The sequence below is a fragment of the Hydrogenophaga laconesensis genome, from assembly GCF_031457235.1.
In the GTDB taxonomy this organism is placed as follows: domain Bacteria; phylum Pseudomonadota; class Gammaproteobacteria; order Burkholderiales; family Burkholderiaceae_C; genus Hydrogenophaga; species Hydrogenophaga laconesensis.
The window spans coordinates 205,059-225,189 of sequence record NZ_JAVDWE010000007.1; the positions used below are offsets into that span (position 1 = coordinate 205,059).

Consider the following 20,131-nt stretch of genomic DNA (forward strand, 5'->3'; position numbering starts at 1 on the left):
AACCCACCGTTGCGGGAGGGTTCGCGCCAGGGGATCAACGCGAAACGACGGCGCCGTTCTGGTAGCGCATGCGCAGGTACGGCTGCACCGCGCGCTGACGGTCCTGGTCGAAGGAGATCTCGCCGGTCACGCCTTCGAACTTGCGGCCCACTTCGCTCAGCGCAGCGCGAACCTTGGCGTTGTCCGTGGAACCCGCCTGCTTGATGGCCGCAGCGGCGAACATCACGCCGTCATAGGCGTAGCTGCCGTAGGCCGACTTCATCTTCTCGTTGTACTTCCTGGAGTACGTCTCTTCGTACGACTTGCCGTTCGGGCCGATCGAGCTCACTTCCATGCCGAGCTGGCCGTTGGCGATCTGTGCCGGCGTGTCGGTGGTGCACATGGTCAGGTAGATGGCGTACCACTGCGTCTTGTTCAGGCCCAGGTCGAAGGCTTCGCGGTTGATGATGGCCGCTTCCTGGCCGTAGGCGCTGTAGACGTACACGTCGGGCGCGGAGCGTTCGATCTGCTGCAGCTCGCGGCGGTAGGTGGATTGGCCGGCGGTGTAGAGGATGGAGGTGACCACCTGGCCACCCAGCGCTTCGAAGGCTTTCTTGAATTCTTCGGCAACGCCCTGGCCATACGCGTTGTTGGGGGCGATGAAGGCGGCCTTGCGGTACTTCTGCTCGTAGACGTCGGTGGCAGCGAACTTGGCGGACACGTTGTCCAGCCCGATCAGGCTGAAGGAGCCCACGCCGATGTCGCGCACGCGCGGGCTGGAGCTGCCGATGTTCAGGTGCGAAGCACCTTCCTTGATGACGTATTGCGCCGTCGGAATCGTGATGCCCGAGGAGTACTCGCCCAGCACCACCGGCACCTTGTCCACCGTCACCAGCTTCTTGGCGCCATCGAGCGCCGTGGGTGCGCGGCCACCCGAGTCTTCAATGATCACGCGCAGCTTGCGGCCCAGCACGCCACCGGCGGCGTTGACGCGCTCGGTCGCGAGTTCGATGCCGCGGCGCTGGTCTTCGCCGATGCTGGCGCTGGCGCCGGTCAGTGGCAGGACGGCTCCGATCGTGACGTCCTGTGCCTGCGCGGCGGCTGCGGCGGCGAGCAAGCCCGCTGCCAAGAATCTGGTTGCAATCTTCTTCATGCTTCACTCCTGTGGGAACCGGTGGTGGAAAAAGGCCGGCGATGCCGGCGGCGAGGAAATGCAGCGGGGCTGCGAAAAGGTTCAGAGGCTGTAGAGGCGGCCCCACTGGGGCAACGCGTCGCGAATGCCCGCGAGTCGCAGCGCGTGCCACGCCATGGCGTGGTTGCTCGAAATCACAGGTTTGCCGATGGCCTGTTCCAGCGCGGCCACCTGGCTGGCCAGGCGCATGCTGGTGCACGAGACGAACACGGCATCGACATCGGACGCCTTGCCCATCTCCAGCACCGAGGCGCGGATCGAGGCCTCGTCGATGCGCGCCACCTCGTTGTCGTCGCCGTGCTCGTAGGACACGCTGGCGGTGACGTCGAAACCGCGGTCGGCGATGTAGTCGGCCATCCAGTCGCTGACCGATTTCACGTAGGGCGTGAGCAGGCCGACGCGTTGCGCACCGAGTGCCTTGAGGGCCGCCTGCGCGGCGGTGATGGGGGTGGTGCACGGCACACCCGGGCGCACCTCGCGGATGCGCTCGAACACCGTCTCCTCGCCGATCACCATCGCACCGGAGGTGCAGCCGAAGGCCACCACGTCCATGCGCTGGCCGGGCAGGATCAGGGCCGTGGCGGGGGCAATGTCCTTCTCCATCGCCGCCAGCGTCTGCGCGTTGATGTCCGCCGAGTTGTAGAGGCGCGACTGGTAGAGCGCCACACCGTCGAGCTGCATGATGCGGTGCCATTCGTGCTCGATCGTGTGGTCGGTGGCCAGCACGATCAGCCCGATGGCCGCCCGCGACGCCGGGCCGGTGCCCAGCGTGAACGCGTGCTTCTGGTAGGTGCGGTTGGGTGCAGTCAGGGTGGTCATAGGGTCAGGCCTTCCAGGCTGTGTTGGGGTTTGCGGCCGCACAGCAGGTCGGCGACGATGCGGCCGGTGCCGCAGGCCATCGTCCAGCCCATGTGCCCATGGCCCGTGTTGAGGAAGAGGTTGCGGTGGCGCGTGGCGCCGAGAATGGGCGCGCCGGCCGGCGTCATGGGGCGCAGGCAGGACCAGTACGACGGCGAGCCGTAGTCGGCACCGCGCGGAAACAACTGCCGGGCCACGCCCAGCATGTCCGCGAAGTCGCTCGGCTGGTGCCGCGTGTCGTAGCCCGCGAACTCCGCAGTGGCCGTGAAGCGCAGGCGGTTGCCGAAGCGCGCCCAGGCCACCAGGTTGTGTTCGTCGACGCCGCCCAGCGTGGGCGCCTCGTCGCCCTCGCGGATGGGCACCGTCATCGAGTAGCCCTTGACGGGGTACACGGGCAGGCCGTACCCCAGCTTGGAAGCCAGCAGTGGCGAGTAACTGCCCAGCGCCAGCACGAAACGGTCACCCGTGATGGGGCCCTTGTCCGTGTGCACCGCGCGGATCTGGTCGGCGCTGTGGTCCCAGCCGGTGATCGGGCGGTCCATCAGGAACTGCACGCCCAGTTGCTCGCAGCGCTGGGCCAGCTGTTGCGAGAAGAGATGGGCATCGCCGCTCTCGTCGGACGGGCAGAAGATCGCGCCGGCGATCTGTGAGCGCGAGGCGGCCAGCGACGGCTCACGCTGCACCACCTCGTCGGGCGTGAGCCGCTGCAGCGTGAGGCCGCCGTCGGACAGCACGCTGGTGGCGGCCACGCCGCGCTCGAAGGCGGCCGGGTCGCGGTAGACGTAGAGGCACCCACCGGAGATCAGGTCGTACCGCAGGTTCTCCTGGGCCGTCAGTTCCTGGAGAAGGTCCTGTGAATACAGGCACAGCCGCAGCTTGCGCGCGGTGTTCTCGCGCGAGCGCTCTGCCGAGCATTCGGCCAGGAACTTCAGCCCCCAGGACCACATGCGCGGGTCGAAGCGCAGCTTGAGCCGCAGCGCCTGGCCTTTGAGAAAGAGCGACTTGAGCAAGATCTTGGGCGCACGGGGCGAGGCCCAGGTGTAGGCATGGCCAGGAGCCACCAGGCCGGCGTTGGCAAAACTGGTTTCCCTGGCGACGCCGGGCTGCCGGTCCACCACCACCACCTCGTGCCCCTCGCGGGCGAGGTAGTAGGCGGTCGTCACGCCGACGATGCCCCCTCCGAGAATGACCGTCTTCATCGCGTGGCGCTCAGACGGCGGCGATCACACCGATTTCGACCGTGTACTGCGGGAACGCGAGCTTGGATTCCACGCAGGCCCGGGCGGGCGTGTGGCCGGCCGGCACCCAGGCGTCCCACACGCTGTTCATCTCGTTGAACGTGGCGGCTTCGGCGATCCAGATGTTGGCGCTGAGGATGCGCTCCTTGCTGGTGCCGGCCTCGGCCAGGATGCTGTCGATCTTGTCGAGGATCTGCTTCGTCTGCCCCGCGACATTGGCGCTGGTGTCGTCGGCCACCTGGCCGGAGACGAAGACGAAACCGTTGCAGACGACGGCGGCGCTCATGCGGGCGTTGGGTTGGATGCGCTGGATGTTCATTGGATGCTCCTGTGTGTTGAAAAGGTTGGTATCGGTGCGACATTCAAACTGTCGACACTTATAGAGACAATGTTTATATGAGCCGATTCCGATTGTGTGGAGTGGTGTTTTCCCTAGTCGGACAATTGCAATATGCATGCCACTAGCTACAAGTGACTATATAAGTGCCGACACATTGGGTTCTTGCACTTTATCCGTGCACTATCAATCGCTTACGACGCGCAAGGAGAGTGCGTGCTGCACTGGATTTGTGCGGAAAATATGACAACGGAGAAAGCTCTGAAGTGGCTTGACTCAGGACTTTCCCATAAGGGTTGACAAGCGTCTTGTGGACATGATTTACTTCTGAATAAACAAGTGTCGACACTTAGGCGCAGGGGCCATGCCCGTGGCGCCACCCTGGTTCAGCCAAGAAGGAAACCCATGAGTCTCAAAGCCGTCAGCCTGGACGACAAATACACCCTGGAGAAGGGGCGCATCTTCATCACCGGCACGCAGGCACTGGTGCGCCTGCCCATGACCCAGCACCTGCGCGACCGCCAGGAGGGCAAGACGACCGCCGGCTATATCTCTGGCTACCGGGGCTCGCCGCTGGGCGGCTTCGATGACCAGCTTGGCAAGGCGAAGAAGCACCTCTCCGCCCACAACGTGCTTTTCGTGCCGGGTGTGAATGAAGACCTCGCTGCCACCGCTGTGTGGGGCACGCAGCAGGCGGAAGCCACGGGCGAGGGCCGGTACGACGGCGTGTTCTCCATCTGGTACGGCAAGGGCCCCGGTGTGGACCGCACCGGCGACGCCTTCCGCCATGGCAATCTGGCCGGCTCGTCGAAGAACGGCGGTGTGCTGGTGCTCCTGGGCGATGACCACACCTGCGAGTCGTCGACCACCTGCCACCAGAGCGAGTTCGCCATGGTCGACGCCATGATCCCCGTGCTCAGTCCTTCGGGCGTGCAGGAGATCCTGGATTACGGGGTGATCGGCTGGGCGCTGTCGCGTTACAGCGGTTGCTGGGTTGGCATGAAGTGCGTGAAGGACAACGTCGAGGCGACCGCGTCCATCGACGTCGACATCAACCGCGTGCAGATTCGCCTGCCCGAGGGCGTGGAGATGCCGCCCGATGGCGTGAACCTGCGCCAGCCGGACACGCCGCACGCCCAGGAGGCGCGCCTGCACCGCCACAAACTGGTGGCGGTGTCCGCCTTCGCCCGCGCCAATGGCATCGACAAGGTGGTGCTGGACTCCGACTCGCCCCGGCTGGGCATCGTCAGCCATGGCAAGAGCTACCTGGATGTGTTGCAGGCGCTGGACGAGCTCAATCTGTCGGAGGAAGCCGCGGCCGCGCTTGGCCTGCGCGTCTACAAGGTCGGCATGACCTGGCCGCTGGAGCCGGAAGGTGCGAAGGCGTTCGCCCTTGGCCTGCAGAAGATCCTGGTGGTGGAGGAGAAGCGCAGCCTGCTGGAGTTCCAGCTCAAGGAACAGCTCTACGGCATGCCCGATGCACCGCCCATCGTGGGCAAGAAGGACGAACGTGGCCAGACCTTGCTGCAGTCCGAGATGGCGCTGGACTCCAACCAGATCGCCATCGCCATCGGCGAACGCCTGCTCGAACTCAACGACGGCGATCTCGAGGCGCTGCGCCAGCGCGTGGAAGAGCTGCGCGGCTACCGCGCGCCCAAGGGCGTGATCGACATCCTCTCGCGCAGCTTCTACTTCTGCAGCGGTTGCCCGCACAGTTCTTCCACGGTGCTGCCCGAGGGCAGCAAGGGCTACGCCGGCATCGGCTGCAGCTGGATGGCGCAGGCCATGGACCGCTCCACGCAGGGCTACACCCAGATGGGTGCCGAAGGCATGTCGTGGGTGGGCGAGGCGCCGTTCTCCAGACGCGGCCACATGTTCCAGAACATGGGCGACGGCACCTATTTCCATTCCGGCCTGCTCGCCGTGCGCGCCGCTGTGGCGGCGAAGACCAACATCACCTTCAAGCTGCTGTTCAACGACGCGGTGGCCATGACCGGTGGTCAGAAGCACGATGGGCCGCTCGACGTGCCGACCATGGCACACCAGGTGCACGCAGAGGGCGTGAAGCGCATCGTCGTGGTGACCGACGAACCCGCCAAGTACCCGGCCGGCATCCAATGGCCCCCCGGGCTCACGGTGCACCACCGCGACGACATCAACGAAGTGCAGAAGCAGTTGCGAGAGATCGAGGGCACCACCGTGCTCATCTACGACCAGACCTGCGCGGCCGAGAAGCGGCGCCGTCGCAAGCGCGGCACATTCCCCGACCCGGCCAAGCGGCTGGTCATCAACGACCTGGTGTGCGAGGGTTGTGGCGACTGCGGTGTGAAGTCGAACTGCGTGTCGGTGCAGCCGCTGGAAACCGAGCTGGGCCGCAAACGCCGCATCGACCAGTCCTCCTGCAACAAGGACTATTCCTGCGCCAAGGGCTTCTGCCCGAGCTTTGTGACGGTGCTGGGCGGCCAGCTCCGCAAGCCCGAACGCATGGGCAATACCGCCGTGTTCCCGCCGCTGCCCGACCCCGTCCTGCCGTCGCTGGAGAAGGGCGTCTACAGCATTCTGGTGACCGGCATGGGCGGCACCGGTGTGGTGACGATCGGTGCCATCCTCGGCATGGCCGCGCACCTGCAGGGGCTGGGCTGCGGCATCCTGGACATGGCCGGCCTGGCGCAGAAGGGGGGTTCGGTCTGGAGCCACCTTCGTTTCGGGCGTTCGCCCGAAGCCATCAAGACCATCCGCATCGCGGCCGGCGGCGCCGACCTCGTGCTGGGCTGCGACATGATCGTGGCGGGCAACTCGAAGACCCTGGCCCTCACGCGCAAGGGACATACCCGCATGGTGGTGAACACCGAAGAGACCATGCCCGGCCATTTCGCGCGCAACGCGGACATGCAGTTCCCCAGCGGCGGCCTGCACCGCAACATCGCCGATGCCGTGGGGACCGATGGCGCGGTCTTCGTGGCCGCGAGCCGCATCGCTGTGGCGCTGATGGGGGACAGCATCGCCGCCAACATGTTCATGATGGGTTTCGCGTTCCAGCGCGGGCTCATTCCCCTGTCGGCCGAGGCCATCGACAAAGCCATCGAGCTCAATGGCACGGCCCAGCAGATGAACCGTGACGCGTTCATGTGGGGGCGCCGCACGGCGGTGGATGCCCGGGCGGTGGAGAACCTGATCGCCTCGCGCCAGGCCGCGGGCAGCGCGGGCATATCGCCGGCGCCGGTGGACGACCTGGACCAGGCCATCGCCCTGCGCCGCCAGTACCTGGTCGACTACCAGAACGAGGCCTACGCGCAGCGCTACATGGCCGTGGTGGACAAGGTGCGCGCGGCCGAGCGCGCGGCGTTCCCAGGGCGCACCGAACTCACGCGCGCCGTTGCGAAGTACCAGTTCAAGCTCATGGCCATCAAGGACGAGTACGAGGTGGCGCGCCTGCATGTGCACAGCGGTTTCCTGCAGCACATCGACCGCCAGTTCGAGGGCGACTACAAGCTGGTCTTCAACCTCGCGCCGCCCTTGCTTGCGCGCCGCGACCCCGGCACCGGCGAGCCGCGCAAGATGGCGTTCGGCGCCTGGATCGTTCCGCTGTTCAAGGTTCTGGCCGGGTTGCGCGGCCTGCGCGGCACGGCGTTCGACCTATTCGGCTACACGCGGGAGCGGCGCACCGAACGTGCCCTCATCGGTGAGTACGAGGCGAACGTCGACAAGGCCGTCGAGACCCTGCAGGTCACCCGGGACGGCGCGCACCACGAGGCCGCCGTCGAACTGGCCAGCCTGCCGGAGCAGATCCGTGGCTACGGCCATGTGCGCGAGCGCGGCATCGAAGCGGCGAAGAGGCGCGAAGCCGATCTGCTCGCCGCCCTGCAGCGCCGCGTGATTCCCCTGAAGAAGGCCGCCTGAGCGGCTCCCGCCAAGAGACATTCACTGCCCACATGAACTTCGAACTATCGGACGAACTGAAGACCTTGCAGCGCACCACGCGCGACTTCATCCGGGAGCAGATCATGCCCCTGGAGAACGATCCCCGGCAGGACGCACACGGCCCGCACGCCGCGCTGCGCGACGAGCTGGTCTCTCGCGCCCGCGCGGCCGGTCTGCTGACGCCGCACGCGTCCATCGGGATGGGTGGACTGGGGCTGTCCCACGTCGCCAAGGCGGTGATGTTCGAGGAGGCCGGCTATTCGTGGCTGGGCCCGACAGCACTCAACATCCACGCGCCCGACGAAGGCAACATCCACCTGATGGAGGAGGTGGCCAGCGCCGCGCAGAAGCAGCGCTGGCTCGCACCACAGGTGAAGGGGTTCACCCGCTCGTGCTTCGCCATGACCGAGCCCTCGCCCGGGGCGGGTGCAGACCCGGGCATGCTGCAGACGACGGCCACCCGCGACGGCCGGGGTTACCGCATCAACGGCACCAAGTGGTTCATCACCGGTGCGGAGGGTGCGAGCTACGTCATCGTCATGGCGCGCATGGAAGATGGCACAGCGACCATGTTCCTCGCCGACATGGATCAACCCGGCATCGTTCACGAGCGCAACATGGACGCCATGGACCGTTGCTTCACGGGTGGGCACGCGGTGCTGCGTTTCGAGAACCTGTATGTGCCCGAGGAAGACGTCCTCGGCGAGGTGGGCAAGGGGTTCCGCTACGCCCAGGTGCGGCTGGCGCCCGCGCGCCTCACGCACTGCATGCGCTGGCTCGGACAGGCCCGTCGGGCCCACGATGCCGCGGTGGACCACGCCCGCCGGCGCCAGGCTTTCGGGCGGCCCCTCGCCGAACACGAGGGCGTGGGGTTCATGCTGGCGGACAACGACATGGACCTGCACACCGCCCGGCTGCACATCTGGCACACGGCGTGGATGCTGGACCAGGGCGAGCGGTGCAACTTCGAGTCCAGCCGCGCCAAGGTGGTGTGCTCGGAGGCGGAGTGGCGCGTCGTCGACCGTTGCGTGCAGATCCTGGGTGGACAGGGCGTGACCGCCGAGAAAGAGGTGATGCGCATCTTCACCGACATGCGCGCCTTCCGCATCTACGACGGCCCGAGCGAAGTGCACCGCTGGAGCATGGCCCGCAAGATCGTGCAGGCGGCCGACCGCCATGCCGGAGCGCCGGCATGAGCGCGCGTGTCTTCTCCCGCTGGCAGCTCGATGGCCGTGTGGTGCTCGTCACCGGCGCCTCCAGCGGCCTCGGCCATCACTTCGCACATCTCGTGGCAGGCGCGGGAGCGAAGGTGGTGCTGGCCGCGCGCCGCGCCGACAAGCTCGAAGCCAGCGTGCGGCAGATCGCGGCATCGGGTGTGCAGGCGAGGGCCGTTGCGCTCGACGTCACCAGCGCTTCCAGCGTCAAGGCCTGCTTCGATGCGCTGGCCGACTGGGGCGCTCCCGATGTGGTGGTCAACAACGCCGGCATCACGGTGACCCGGCCCCTGCTCGCGCAGACCGAGGACGATTGGGACCAGGTGATGGACACCAATCTCAAGGGGTGCTGGCTGGTGGCGACCGAGGCCGCGCGGCGCATGGTGGCCGCCGGCAAGGGTGGTGCGATCGTCAACGTCGCGTCCATCCTGGGCGAGCGCGTGGCCGGCGGTGTGGCACCGTACGCCATCAGCAAGGCCGGCGTCGTTCAGGCCACCAAGGCCATGGCGCTCGAACTCGCGCGCCACCGTGTGCGCGTCAACGCGCTGCTGCCGGGCTACATCGTGACGGACCTCAACCGCGAATTCATGGACAGCGAGGCCGGCGAGAAGCTGCGTGCGCGCATCCCGAGCCGCCGCTTCGGCGCGCTCACCGACCTCGATGGCCCGTTGCTGCTGCTCGCCAGCGACGCGGGCGCCGCCATGTCGGGCGCCTGCGTGGCGGTGGACGGCGGCCATCTGGTGAGTTCGCTATGAGCCTGGACATCGATCGCCTCGGCGGGTATCTGGGGGCGCAGGGCCTGGGCAGTGGACAGCGTCCCACGCTCACCGCGCTTTCGGGAGGGCAGTCCAACCCGACCTACCGCGTGGAGGTGGGCGGCGAGCGTTATGTGTTGCGCAAGAAGCCATCGGGCGCGCTGCTGCCGGGGGCCCACGCCATCGACCGTGAATACCGCGTCATGCACGCCCTGCACGGGACTGCGGTGCCCGTGCCCCGCATGCTGACCTACTGCGATGACGCCACGGTGCTGGGCACGCCTTTCTATCTGATGGAGTGGCTCGAAGGCCGCGTGCTGATCGACCAGGCACTGCCCGGCATGCCGCGCGAGGAGCGCGCCGCCATCTATGGCGAGATGAACCGCGTGATCGCGGCCCTGCATGCCATCGATCCCGCCGCCACGGGACTGGCCGACTACGGCAAGCCCGGCAATTATTTCGCCCGGCAGATCTCCCGCTGGTCGCGCCAGTGTGTCGAGTCGACCCTGCCCATGAGCACCGCCATGCACCGTCTCATCGACTGGCTGCCCGAGCACATTCCGCCCGGCGACGAGACCACCCTGGTGCATGGCGACTTCCGGCTGGACAACCTGGTGTTCCACCCCACCGAGCCGAAGGTGCTGGGTGTGCTGGACTGGGAGCTCTCGACCCTGGGGCACCCGCTGGCGGATTTCGCCTATCACTGCATGAGCTGGCACATCCCGGCCTCGCTCTGGCGCGGCATCGGCGGACTGGACCTGGACCACCTGGGCATCCCGCAGGAGCGGCCCTACGTCCAGGCCTATGCCGCTGCCACCGGTCGCGACCCCATGGCCCATTGGGACTTCTGCATGGCCTACAACCTGTTCCGCATGGCCGCCATCCTGCGCGGCATCGGCCAGCGCCTGGTGGATGGCACCGCGGCCTCGGCCGACGCGGCCCAGACCGCTTCGAAGGCCGATCCCCTCGCCGAGCTGGGCTGGGTCTGCGCCCAGCGCCATGCGGCGCGCCACGGGGCTTGACCCCGGTGGCTTGACCGCGGCGCCACCGGCGCTACAGTGCCTCTTCGCCATGCGGCACCCGATGCCGCGGTAGCCAAAGGAGGTGGTCATGTCGTGGTTGGTCGTCGGCCTCGTGCTGTTCCTGGGGGTGCACTCGGTGTCCATCGTCGCGCCGCAGGGGCGCCACGCCCTGGCGCAACGCCTGGGAGAGAACGCCTTCAAGGGCGTGTACACGCTGGTGTCCTTCATCGGCCTGGCGCTCATCGTCTGGGGCTACGGCCTGGCGCGACAGGCTCCCGTGCTGCTCTACACGCCGCCTGCCGGGCTGCGCCACCTGGCGATGTTGCTGATGCTGCCGGTCTTCGTGCTCCTGCTCGCGGCCTACCTGCCCGGGCGCATCCAGCGGGCCGCACGGCACCCGATGCTGCTGGCGGTGAAATGCTGGGCGCTGGCCCACCTGCTGGCCAACGGCACGCTCGCCGACGTGCTGTTGTTCGGCGGTTTTCTGGCCTGGGCCGTGGCCGACCGCATCTCGGTCAAGCGCCGCGAAGCGGCCGGGCTGCTGCGGCGTCCACCCGCACTGCCGGGCAGCGCGGTCAACGATGCCATTGCCGTGGTGGCCGGGCTGGCGATCTACCTTGCCATCGTGTTCTGGGCGCATGCGTGGCTGTTCGGGGTGCGGCCCATGGGTTGAGCGGACACGCGGGAACCCCGGGCGGCGCAGACGCACCAACCGGGTTGCCGCCATTTTTTCCGCAACCACTTCCACATGACCATGACCCCTTCTTTTGCCAGGCCTCTGCTCGCATTGACCGCCCTCGCGGGCACGTTGATTGCCCCTGCCGCGCATGCGCAATCGTCCGCCGTCACCACCGAAGTTGTCGCCCAGGGCCTGCACAACCCCTGGGCCGTGGCCTTCATCGGAGACAACCGCATGCTGGTGACCGAGCGACCCGGCCGCATGCGGGTGGTCAGCGCCAACGGCCGTGTGGGCCAGCCGCTCAGGAACGTGCCCGAGGTCGACGCCGTGGGGCAGGGCGGCCTGCTCGACCTCGTCACCGACCGCGACTTCGCGCGCAACCGCCTGGTGCATTTCTGCTACAGCGAACCCGGCCTGGGGGGCAACTCCACGGCCATGGCGTCGGCACGCCTGTCGTCCGACGCGTCCGCGCTGGAAGACGTGCGCGTCATTTTCAGCCAGAAACCCAAGGTGGCGAGCCGGCTGCATTTTGGGTGCCGCATCGCGCAGGACGAGGATGGCAGCCTGTTCCTTGCGCTGGGCGACCGCTTCCAGCGCATGGCCGACGCGCAGACGCTGGACAACCACAACGGCAAGGTGGTGCGCGTGCGGCCCGATGGCAGTGCGCACCCCGGCAACCCCTTCGTGGGCCGGGCCGGCGCGCTGCCCGAGATATGGAGCCTGGGCCACCGCAACGTGCAAGGCGCCACGCTCGGCCCCGACGGCCGCCTCTGGACCATCGAGCACGGTCCCCAGGGCGGCGACGAACTCAACCGCACCGACGCTGGCAAGAACTACGGTTGGCCCGTCATCACCTATGGTGAGAATTACGGCGGTGGCAAGGTGGGCGACGGCATCACCAGCAAGGAAGGCCTGGAGCAGCCACTGCTGTACTGGAAGCCTTCCATCGCGCCCTCCGGCATGGCCTTCGTGAAGGGCGGACCCTATGGCAGCGACTGGCAGGGCAACCTGCTGGTCGGCTCGCTCAAGTTCCGCTACCTCGTGCGCCTCGTCATGGATGGCGAACGCGTGGTGCGCGAAGACAAAGTGCTGCCCGACCTGGCCCAGCGCGTGCGCGACGTGCGCCAGGGGCCGGACGGCTTTATCTACCTCCTCACCGACGACCGCGACGGCCAGCTGTTGCGGCTCAAGCCAGGAACCTGACCCATGACCCCCACGCCCCGCCCGGCTGCCACACAGCGTTCAAACGACACACGGCACAACCGCGCGGGGCTGGCGCGCCACTACACGGCCGTGCGCGAACGCAGCCGGGCGCTGGCCGCACCGCTCTCGCCCGAAGACTGCCAGGCCCAGTCCATGCCCGACGCAAGCCCGGTGAAATGGCACCTCGCGCACGTCACCTGGTTCTTCGAGACCTTCGTTCTCGAGCGTTTCGAACCCGGTTTCAAACCCTTCGACCCCGCGTTTCGTGTGCTGTTCAACAGTTACTACCAGGGCGTGGGCGACCGCTTCTCGCGGCCGCAGCGCGGCCTGCTCACGCGGCCCGACCTTGCCACCGTCTGGCAATGGCGCGAACAGGTGGACGCGCGCATCGCGCGCCTGATCGAGCACACCCACAGCGAAGAAGCCCTGCGTCTGATCGATCTCGGCCTGCACCACGAACAGCAGCACCAGGAGCTGCTGCTCACCGATGTGAAGCACCTGCTGTCCATCAACCCATTGCGGCCCGCCTACCGCCGCCACTGGCCTCTGGTGCCGGTGGTGGCGGTCGATCCGCGCTGGATCGAGCAGGCCGGCGGTCTGGTCGAGGTCGGACATGCGGGTGAGGGCTTTGCGTTCGACAACGAGTTGCCGCGTCACCGGCAGTGGCTCGAACCCTATTCGTTGATGAACCGGCTCGTCACCAACGGCGAGTGGTGGGCCTTCGTGCAGGACGGTGGTTACACCGACCCCCGCTGGTGGCTTGCCGCCGGCTGGGACTGGGTCTGTGCGCAGAACCTGCGCGCACCGATGTACTGGACCTTGCCGACGGAGACCGGCGCCATGCCCAGCGTGTTCACGCTGCACGGTGAAGTGGGGCTGGACCCGCACACGCCGGTGGCACACATCAGCCACTTCGAAGCCGACGCCTTTGCGCACTGGGCGTCTGCCACGCACCGCGAGTGGGCCGGTGCGCGCCTGCCCACCGAGGCCGAGTGGGAAGCCGCCGCCGCGCCGCTGGTGGTGCAGGGCAACCTGCAGGAAAGCCATGCCCTGCACCCGTTGCCCGCGCGCGCCGCTGGCGAAGGCCTGATGCAGGTCTATGGCGATGTGTGGGAGTGGACCAGCAGCAGCTACGCCGCCTACCCCGGTTACCGCCCGGCCGAAGGCGCGGTGGGTGAATACAACGGCAAGTTCATGGTCAACCAGTACGTGCTGCGCGGGGGCTCGTGCGCCACGCCCACCTCGCACCTGCGCGCGAGCTACCGCAACTTCTTTCCAACCGATGCACGCTGGCAGTTCAGCGGGCTGCGGCTGGCACGCTAGAACATCAACACCGCCGAAGGAGACCGCATGCGATACATCGACCAGGCACCGCAGTTCGTCCAGTTGCACCAGCCGCGCCCGGGTGCGTCGCACCCCGAACTTGTTGCGGGCCTCATGCAGACGCCTGCAGGCATCTCGCCCAAGTTCTTCTACGACGCGCTGGGCTCGCGCCTGTTCGATGCCATCACCGAGTTGCCCGAGTACTACCCCACGCGGACCGAGGCGGCGGTGTTCGCACAGCATGGTGCCGGGATGGCGCGTCATGTGCCCGAAGGCGCGGTGCTGCTGGACCTGGGCGCGGGCAGTTGTGCCAAGGCCGCGCGCCTGTTCCCGGTGCTGCGGCCTTCTGCCTATGTGCCGGTGGACATCTCGGTGGATTACCTGCGCGACACGCTGGCGGCACTGCAGCAGCGCCACCCCGATCTGCCCATGCTCGGCCTGGGCATGGACTTCTCCACCCTGTTCGCGCTCGGCGCCGACGCCAACGCCTGGCTGGCCGGGCGCGCCCTCTCGCAGCAGCCGCGTGTGGTGTTCTACCCCGGCTCCAGCATCGGCAATTTCCTGCCCGACCAGGCGCTCGCGCTGCTGTGCCAGGCGCACGCCGTGTGCGAGGCTGGCGGTGCGGGCGGAGGCCTTCTGATCGGTGTGGACCGTGTCAAGCCACGCGACGTGCTCGAACGCGCCTACGATGACGAGCTCGGCGTGACCGCCGCGTTCAACCGCAACCTGCTGCGCCACGTGAACCGCCTGCTGAACGCCGACTTCGCACCGGCTGCCTGGCAGCACGTGGCACTGTTCAACGCCGATGAGTCCCGCATCGAGATGCACCTGCAGGCCATGGGCACGCAGACCGTGCGCTGGCCCGGTGGCGAGCGGACGTTTGCCGACGGCGAGCGTCTGCACACCGAGAACTCGTACAAGTGGCAACCGCAGGATTTCGCGATGCTGCTGCGCGAGGCTGGCTTCGGCGCGCCGAAGCACTGGACCGATGCGAACGGCTGGTTCAGCGTGTTCTGGGCGCCCGTGTAGACCCCGATCCCTCTCCGTGCGCCGAGCACGCACAATGTCGGGCATACCTACCTCGCCCGGCGCCCCATGACCATCTCCCCCACGACGACCCGCACCGAACCCCGGCTCACGAGCCTATCGCACGGCGGCGGCTGCGGCTGCAAGATCGCACCCGGCGTGCTCAGCGACATCCTCAAGGGCACGAGCGCCATGCCCATTCCGAAGGAGCTGCTGGTCGGCATCGAGACGGCCGATGACGCGGCGGTGTACCGGCTCAACGACCAGCAGGCGCTGATCGCCACCACCGACTTCTTCATGCCCATCGTCGATGACCCGTTCGATTTCGGGCGCATTGCAGCGACGAACGCCATCAGCGATGTCTACGCCATGGGCGGAACGCCCATCATGGCGCTCGCGCTGGTGGGCATGCCGATCAACGTGCTGTCCACCGAGACCATCGGAAAGATCCTGGCCGGCGGCCAGAGCGTGTGCCAGGCGGCCGGCATCCCCATCGCGGGCGGCCACACCATCGACTCGGTCGAGCCCATCTACGGCCTGGTGGCGCTGGGGCTGGTGCACCCGGACCGCGTGCGGCGCAATGCCGACGCCCGCGTGGGAGACCGGCTGGTGCTGGGCAAGCCGCTGGGTGTGGGTGTGCTGTCCGCCGCGCTCAAGAAGGACGCGCTGCCCGCCGTGGGCTACACGCAGATGATCGACAACACCACGAAGCTGAACACCGCCGGCCCCGACCTCGCCGGGCTTGCCAGCGTTCACGCGCTGACCGACGTGACCGGCTTCGGCCTGGCCGGCCATGCGCTGGAAATGGCGCGCGGTTCGAACACCACGGCGCGCATCGACATGGCCCGCGTGCCGCTGATCGAGGGCGTGCGAGGCCTGGCGGCGGCGGGCATGGTCACCGGTGCCTCGGGCCGCAACTGGGCTGCCTACGGCCACGAGGTGCGCCTGGGGAACGGCGTTCAACCGGTGGACCAGGCCCTGCTGAGCGACCCGCAGACCAGCGGTGGTCTGCTGGTGGCGTGCGCGCCCGAGGCCGTGGCCGATGTGCTCGCCGTGTTCCATCGCCATGGCTTCGGCGCGGCGGCCGAGGTGGGCGAGGTGCTGGCGGCGCGTGACGATGGCGTGCGCTTGCTGGTGGATTGAGGAGACACGATGAACCGTCGACACATCAGTTCCGGCTCGCCTTTTGAGGAGCAGATCGGTTATTCGCGCGCCGTGGTGGCGGGCGACTGGGTCTTCGTCTCCGGCACCACGGGGTTCGACTACGCCACCATGCAGATCTCCGACGACATCGCCCAGCAGACCGAGCAGTGCCTGCTCAACATCCAGGCCGCGCTGCAGCAGGCGGGTACCAGCCTGGACGATGTGGTGCGTGTGAACTATGTGCTGCCCGATGCCTCTCTGTTCGAGGCCTGCTGGCCCGCGCTGCGCAAGTATCTGGGCAAGGCCCGTCCGGCCGCGATGATGATCTCGGCGGGCCTGCTCGACCCGCGCATGAAGATCGAGATCGAGGTCACCGCGCTGAAGCTGCGCTGAGCACCGCCATGCCCACCCCCTCCATCCTCGCTTTCGACGTCTTCGGCACCGTGGTCGACTGGCACGGCAGCATCGTGCGGGAGGTCCAGGCGCTGTACCCGCAGATCGATGCCGACGCGTTCGCCACCGCGTGGCGCGCCGGATACCAGCCCGCGATGCAACGCGTGCGCTCGGGCGAGCTCGGCTGGACGCTGATCGATGACCTGCACCGCATGGTGCTGGACGGGTTGTTGCCGCGTTTCGGTCTATCGCATCTGGGGGAGGACGAGCGCGATCACCTCAACCGCGTGTGGCATCGGCTGGACCCGTGGCCGGACACGGTGGCCGGGCTGGTGCGGCTGAAGACGCGCCACACACTGTGCACACTGTCCAACGGCAACATCGGTCTGCTCACGAACATGGCCAAGCGTGCCGGTCTGCCATGGGACTGTGTGTTGTCTGCAGAGGTGTTCCGTGCGTACAAGCCCGACCCCCGCACCTACCTCGGCGTGGCCGGGGTGTTCCGCGTGGCGCCTGCACAGGTGATGCTGGTGGCCGCGCACCAGGACGACCTGGCCGCCGCCCGTGCCTGTGGCCTGGCCACGGCCTATGTGGAACGGCCGCTGGAGTTCGGCGCCGGACGGCCCAAGGACGTGTCGCCCGACGCGGCCAACACCTGGCATGCCCGGGACTTCCTGCACCTGGCCGAATTGCTCGGTTGCTGAGCGATCGGCGCGAGGGCGGCGCGCAAAGGTGTGACCAGCAGCGGGTTCAGCGGTCCCGCAGCTGGAACAGATTTCTCAGGCGGGCCTTGATGGAATCGAGCCAGTCGGGTCTCTTTTTGCGAGGGTTGTCGCGCGAGGCCAGGGCCAGCAGGCCATTGGCCAGGCAGAACACCACGGCCCAGATCATCAGGCCCACCAGCAGCACGAATTCCAGTGGCACCGTACCGCTCCAGTGGCGGGCGACGCCCAGGAACGCGCAATAGAACCACAGGCTGTTGGAGAGCGACACGCTGGTGACCACGGTGAACCATTCGCGGTTGCTCCAGGCGGATACCCTGAGCGAACGCCCCAGGATGGGAAACACGTAGCGGTGCAGGATGAACGCGTTCAGCGTCAGCATGACCACCAGCAACAACTTGGCCTGCAGCTTGGGGTTGGCGATGTAGTCGCTGTTCTCCCGCATGCCCAGGGCGATCAGTGCGGCACCACTGAAATACAGCACCAGCAACGCCGCTGCGACGATGCGGGTTTCCAGCCGCTCAGGCGGCGGAATCACCACGCGATAGCCCGTGGCCCGCGCAATGAGCCGCAGATCGGTGAGCACCAGTGTGCCGATCGCCGTACAGGTGGCGATGAGATGAACAAAAACCAGAAGGGTGATGACCATGGAGACGTGGCTGCGGCGGCACGGACGCCCCCCTGCGGGGCAAGTTAGCGTATAGCAAGCCCGGTGCCAGCGCATGCTTTGGGTGGCATGCCTCGGGGGGTATGTTGTTTTTTATCCGCGCGTCACGCGGTGCAACTCCAGAAACCCCCGGTCGATGCGGTCTTTCCATTCCCAGACCCATCGACCGCCCACACACAGTGGGCCCCAGCTTGCGATGGCGTGGCCAGTGCCACAGGCCAGCAGGGCCACGCGCTGGCGTTTGGATGGCAGGGTGCGCAGCGGTGCGCCTTCATGCGCGGCCAGCAGGTTGTAGGCGAGCACGGTGCCGGCGTGCATGTCGCCGGGCGTGCCGTCCAACTGCGCGGACACGCCACCCGTGGCGAATACCTGGGCGTGGCTGGTGCTCTGCAACTGCGGGCCGACCAGCACCTGCCCTGTGTCGTTGAGCGCCAATCCGCTGCCCTGCAGCCACGCGGCCGGGCGCATGCCCATCGTCAGCAGTGGCACGTCGCAGGCCAGCCGCGCCCCGTTGCCCAATAGGACTTCGCCCTCGCTCATGCCGACGCAGGCCTCTCGCAATACCGTGATTCCCTGGTGCCTGAGCTGGGCCAACACCCGTTGCCGCACGCCCGCTGGCAGGTCGGGGCCGATGTCTTCTCCGCCCGAGATGAGGGTGAAGCGCGAGCCCGGCAGGCCATGCTCGCGGATGCCCTGCGCGGCCGCGAACACGAGTTCGATGCCGTCGGCCCCTGCACCCACCACGGCCAGCGAGACGGCCTGCTTCTGCGCCATGGCCATCACCTGCGGCCAGAGGGCGATGAAGGCTTCCACCGGGTGCAGGTGCAGCGCGTGGTGCGTGGCCCCTGGCATGGTGGCGTCCAGCCAGGGTCTGTCGGGCTGGGTACCGATGTCGATGGACAGCAGGTCATAGCCCAGGGTGGTGGGCACGCCCTGGGCGCCGCCGGTGGGCGTGATCTGCACCTGCTGCGCCGTGGCGTCCAGCCCCGTGCAGCGGCCTTGCAGCCAGCGCGCGCGCGCCGCGCGCACCAGAGGTTCGAGCGCGACGCGTCCTTCGTCTGCCGTGTGCTGGCCGGTGACGAAGCCCGGCAGGCAACCGTGGCCGGTGTGGTGCGGGAACGGCGTGAGCAGGATCACGTCGAGATTGCCGGGGTGGTGCCGTGCGAGGCGGGCCAGCACCTGCAGATGCGCCTGGCCGGCACCGAGCAGCACGAGTTTCTTGATGCCGTGGTGCATGTGGCTTGTGTCTCAGACCACCAGCATGGCCGCGAACCACGCACAGCCCGCGACCCGGGCCGCACGGGGTGCGCCGGGGGTGCGCAGCAGCGTGGCGAGCAGGAAGGTGTTGTAGGGCAGCGGGGCGAAGTGCACGGCCAGGGCCCATCCAATCGGTTGATCCTGGGCCACCAGCATCAGCGCCGCCAGCCCGGTGCAGAGGTTGATCACGCTGCCCACAGCGAGCATGTCGCGCCAGAACAGCACACGCCAGGCCACCTGCTTTCGCCAGCGCCGGCCCCAGAACCCGCTGCCGTCGGGTGCTGCGCCGGGCGATGGCGGGAAGGTGTTCAATGCGCGCTCAGAATGCCGGCGCCCAGCAGTCCGAAGACCAGCAGGCCGAGCGCGATGCGGTAGTACACGAAGGCCATGTAGCCGCGCGTGGACACCAGTTTGAGGAATACCACGATCACGCCATAGCCGACGCCGAAGGCGATCAGCGTGGCCAGGGCGGTCGGGCCGGCTGCGATCGGGCTGCCGTGTTGCCAGCTGCGCAGCAACTGGTAACAGCCGGAACCCATCACGGCCGGGATGGCGAGCAGGAAGGAATAGCGGGCCGCCGCTTCGCGCGTGTAGCCCATGAGGAGGCCGGCGGTGATGGTGCCGCCCGAGCGCGAGACGCCCGGGATGAGCGCCATGGCCTGGGCCAGGCCGAACAGCAGGCCGTGTGTCCAGGTGAGCTTGTCCAGCGTCCGCTCGCGACGGCCATGGCGGTCGGCCGCGCCCAGGATGATCGCGAACACGATCAGCATCGTGGCCGTGATGTAGAGGTTGCGCAGCGAACCTTCGATCGCGTCCTTGAAGAGCAGGCCCAGCACCACGATGGGCACCGAGCCGATGATGATCAGCCAGCCCATGCGCGCGTCAGGGTCCTGCCGCCGCGCGGGTTGGGTAAGCGATGCCCACCAGGCCAGGAAGATGCGCACGATGTCGTGCCGGAAGTACAGCAGCACGGCGGCCTCGGTGCCGATTTGCGTGATCGCCGTGAAGGCCGCGCCAGGGTCGCCGCCCGAGGGCAGCAGCGGGCCGATGATGCGCAGGTGCGCGCTCGATGAAATGGGCAGGAATTCGGTGAGCCCCTGGATGAGACCCAGGAAGGCGGCTTCGAGCCAGACGGTGGTGGAGCTCATGGCATGGGCCTGGTGGTGGACAGGGAAGGGTGGAGGGCAGGCATTCTGGGCGGT

At 67.6% G+C, this 20,131-nt stretch carries 19 protein-coding genes; 11 read left to right on the forward strand and 8 right to left on the reverse strand.

The genetic code is table 11. From position 1 onward, the window contains the following. Positions 1-34: 34 nt before the first annotated feature. The 4 genes from J2X09_RS14255 to J2X09_RS14270 form a co-directional block, all read right to left on the reverse strand. Entirely contained in the window at positions 35-1,132 is a 1,098-nt protein-coding gene (locus tag J2X09_RS14255; protein ID WP_204733992.1) for an ABC transporter substrate-binding protein, read from the reverse strand. 81 nt (positions 1,133-1,213) lie between these two features. Continuing rightward, complete coding sequence (locus tag J2X09_RS14260; protein WP_204733991.1) at positions 1,214-1,990, reverse strand: maleate cis-trans isomerase family protein; 777 nt, start codon at positions 1,988-1,990, stop codon at positions 1,214-1,216. Further along, positions 1,987-3,228, reverse strand: coding sequence for a D-amino acid dehydrogenase (locus J2X09_RS14265; protein ID WP_204733990.1), 1,242 nt, complete (start codon positions 3,226-3,228; stop codon positions 1,987-1,989). Before J2X09_RS14265 ends, J2X09_RS14260 begins: the two co-directional genes overlap by 4 nt. Positions 3,229-3,238: 10 nt before the next feature. Further along, entirely contained in the window at positions 3,239-3,586 is a 348-nt protein-coding gene (locus tag J2X09_RS14270; RefSeq protein WP_204733989.1) for a RidA family protein, read from the reverse strand. A gap of 423 nt (positions 3,587-4,009) precedes the next feature. Here J2X09_RS14270 and J2X09_RS14275 point away from each other — a divergent pair, with 423 nt between their 5' ends. The 11 genes from J2X09_RS14275 to J2X09_RS14325 all read left to right on the forward strand — a co-directional run bounded on the left by J2X09_RS14275 (position 4,010) and on the right by J2X09_RS14325 (position 16,987). Further along, a complete protein-coding gene (locus J2X09_RS14275; protein WP_204733988.1) occupies positions 4,010-7,504 on the forward strand; it encodes an indolepyruvate ferredoxin oxidoreductase family protein in 3,495 nt (1,164 codons plus the stop codon). Positions 7,505-7,536: 32 nt separating this feature from the next. Beyond that, positions 7,537-8,721, forward strand: coding sequence for an acyl-CoA dehydrogenase family protein (locus J2X09_RS14280; protein ID WP_204733987.1), 1,185 nt, complete (start codon positions 7,537-7,539; stop codon positions 8,719-8,721). Continuing rightward, entirely contained in the window at positions 8,718-9,494 is a 777-nt protein-coding gene (locus tag J2X09_RS14285; protein WP_204733986.1) for an SDR family NAD(P)-dependent oxidoreductase, read from the forward strand. The genes J2X09_RS14280 and J2X09_RS14285 overlap by 4 nt, the downstream gene beginning before the upstream one ends. Further along, positions 9,491-10,516 (forward strand): phosphotransferase, encoded by a 1,026-nt coding sequence (locus J2X09_RS14290; protein ID WP_204733985.1) that lies wholly within the window; start codon positions 9,491-9,493, stop codon positions 10,514-10,516. The genes J2X09_RS14285 and J2X09_RS14290 overlap by 4 nt, the downstream gene beginning before the upstream one ends. An 88-nt stretch (positions 10,517-10,604) precedes the next feature. Next, positions 10,605-11,189 carry an NnrU family protein gene (locus J2X09_RS14295; RefSeq protein ID WP_204733984.1) on the forward strand — a complete coding sequence of 195 codons (585 nt, stop codon included), beginning with the start codon at positions 10,605-10,607 and terminating at the stop codon, positions 11,187-11,189. 81 nt (positions 11,190-11,270) lie between these two features. Next, positions 11,271-12,398, forward strand: coding sequence for a PQQ-dependent sugar dehydrogenase (locus J2X09_RS14300; protein ID WP_204733983.1), 1,128 nt, complete (start codon positions 11,271-11,273; stop codon positions 12,396-12,398). A 3-nt stretch (positions 12,399-12,401) separates the two neighbouring features. Next, on the forward strand, positions 12,402-13,721 hold the full coding sequence (egtB, locus tag J2X09_RS14305; protein WP_204733982.1) for an ergothioneine biosynthesis protein EgtB: 1,320 nt from the start codon (positions 12,402-12,404) through the stop codon (positions 13,719-13,721). Positions 13,722-13,748: 27 nt separating this feature from the next. Continuing rightward, on the forward strand, positions 13,749-14,750 hold the full coding sequence (egtD, locus tag J2X09_RS14310) for an L-histidine N(alpha)-methyltransferase (RefSeq protein WP_204733981.1): 1,002 nt from the start codon (positions 13,749-13,751) through the stop codon (positions 14,748-14,750). 66 nt (positions 14,751-14,816) lie between these two features. Continuing rightward, a complete protein-coding gene (gene selD / locus J2X09_RS14315) occupies positions 14,817-15,890 on the forward strand; it encodes a selenide, water dikinase SelD (RefSeq protein ID WP_204733980.1) in 1,074 nt (357 codons plus the stop codon). Positions 15,891-15,899: 9 nt separating this feature from the next. Beyond that, entirely contained in the window at positions 15,900-16,283 is a 384-nt protein-coding gene (locus tag J2X09_RS14320) for a RidA family protein (RefSeq protein WP_204733979.1), read from the forward strand. Between the two features lie 8 nt (positions 16,284-16,291). Beyond that, entirely contained in the window at positions 16,292-16,987 is a 696-nt protein-coding gene (locus J2X09_RS14325) for a haloacid dehalogenase type II (protein WP_204733978.1), read from the forward strand. Between the two features lie 46 nt (positions 16,988-17,033). Here the strand turns inward: J2X09_RS14325 and J2X09_RS14330 are convergent, their stop codons facing one another. The 4 genes from J2X09_RS14330 to J2X09_RS14345 form a co-directional block, all read right to left on the reverse strand. Continuing rightward, positions 17,034-17,654, reverse strand: a complete 621-nt coding sequence (locus tag J2X09_RS14330; protein WP_204733977.1) for a hypothetical protein — start codon at positions 17,652-17,654, stop codon at positions 17,034-17,036. Between the two features lie 111 nt (positions 17,655-17,765). Beyond that, entirely contained in the window at positions 17,766-18,908 is a 1,143-nt protein-coding gene (locus J2X09_RS14335; protein WP_204733976.1) for an FAD-dependent oxidoreductase, read from the reverse strand. A gap of 12 nt (positions 18,909-18,920) precedes the next feature. Then, positions 18,921-19,241 (reverse strand): hypothetical protein, encoded by a 321-nt coding sequence (locus tag J2X09_RS14340; protein WP_204733975.1) that lies wholly within the window; start codon positions 19,239-19,241, stop codon positions 18,921-18,923. Then, positions 19,238-20,077, reverse strand: a complete 840-nt coding sequence (locus J2X09_RS14345) for an undecaprenyl-diphosphate phosphatase (RefSeq protein WP_204733974.1) — start codon at positions 20,075-20,077, stop codon at positions 19,238-19,240. Before J2X09_RS14345 ends, J2X09_RS14340 begins: the two co-directional genes overlap by 4 nt. Positions 20,078-20,131 lie beyond the last annotated feature (54 nt).

Coding starts and splice junctions, on each gene's coding strand:
- J2X09_RS14255 (WP_204733992.1), bottom strand. CDS start 1,132: ATGAAGAAGATTGCAACCAGATTCTTGGCAGCGGGCTTGCTCGCCGCC.
- J2X09_RS14260 (WP_204733991.1), bottom strand. CDS start 1,990: ATGACCACCCTGACTGCACCCAACCGCACCTACCAGAAGCACGCGTTC.
- J2X09_RS14265 (WP_204733990.1), bottom strand. CDS start 3,228: ATGAAGACGGTCATTCTCGGAGGGGGCATCGTCGGCGTGACGACCGCC.
- J2X09_RS14270 (WP_204733989.1), bottom strand. CDS start 3,586: ATGAACATCCAGCGCATCCAACCCAACGCCCGCATGAGCGCCGCCGTC.
- J2X09_RS14275 (WP_204733988.1), top strand. CDS start 4,010: ATGAGTCTCAAAGCCGTCAGCCTGGACGACAAATACACCCTGGAGAAG.
- J2X09_RS14280 (WP_204733987.1), top strand. CDS start 7,537: ATGAACTTCGAACTATCGGACGAACTGAAGACCTTGCAGCGCACCACG.
- J2X09_RS14285 (WP_204733986.1), top strand. CDS start 8,718: ATGAGCGCGCGTGTCTTCTCCCGCTGGCAGCTCGATGGCCGTGTGGTG.
- J2X09_RS14290 (WP_204733985.1), top strand. CDS start 9,491: ATGAGCCTGGACATCGATCGCCTCGGCGGGTATCTGGGGGCGCAGGGC.
- J2X09_RS14295 (WP_204733984.1), top strand. CDS start 10,605: ATGTCGTGGTTGGTCGTCGGCCTCGTGCTGTTCCTGGGGGTGCACTCG.
- J2X09_RS14300 (WP_204733983.1), top strand. CDS start 11,271: ATGACCCCTTCTTTTGCCAGGCCTCTGCTCGCATTGACCGCCCTCGCG.
- egtB (WP_204733982.1), top strand. CDS start 12,402: ATGACCCCCACGCCCCGCCCGGCTGCCACACAGCGTTCAAACGACACA.
- egtD (WP_204733981.1), top strand. CDS start 13,749: ATGCGATACATCGACCAGGCACCGCAGTTCGTCCAGTTGCACCAGCCG.
- selD (WP_204733980.1), top strand. CDS start 14,817: ATGACCATCTCCCCCACGACGACCCGCACCGAACCCCGGCTCACGAGC.
- J2X09_RS14320 (WP_204733979.1), top strand. CDS start 15,900: ATGAACCGTCGACACATCAGTTCCGGCTCGCCTTTTGAGGAGCAGATC.
- J2X09_RS14325 (WP_204733978.1), top strand. CDS start 16,292: ATGCCCACCCCCTCCATCCTCGCTTTCGACGTCTTCGGCACCGTGGTC.
- J2X09_RS14330 (WP_204733977.1), bottom strand. CDS start 17,654: ATGGTCATCACCCTTCTGGTTTTTGTTCATCTCATCGCCACCTGTACG.
- J2X09_RS14335 (WP_204733976.1), bottom strand. CDS start 18,908: ATGCACCACGGCATCAAGAAACTCGTGCTGCTCGGTGCCGGCCAGGCG.
- J2X09_RS14345 (WP_204733974.1), bottom strand. CDS start 20,077: ATGAGCTCCACCACCGTCTGGCTCGAAGCCGCCTTCCTGGGTCTCATC.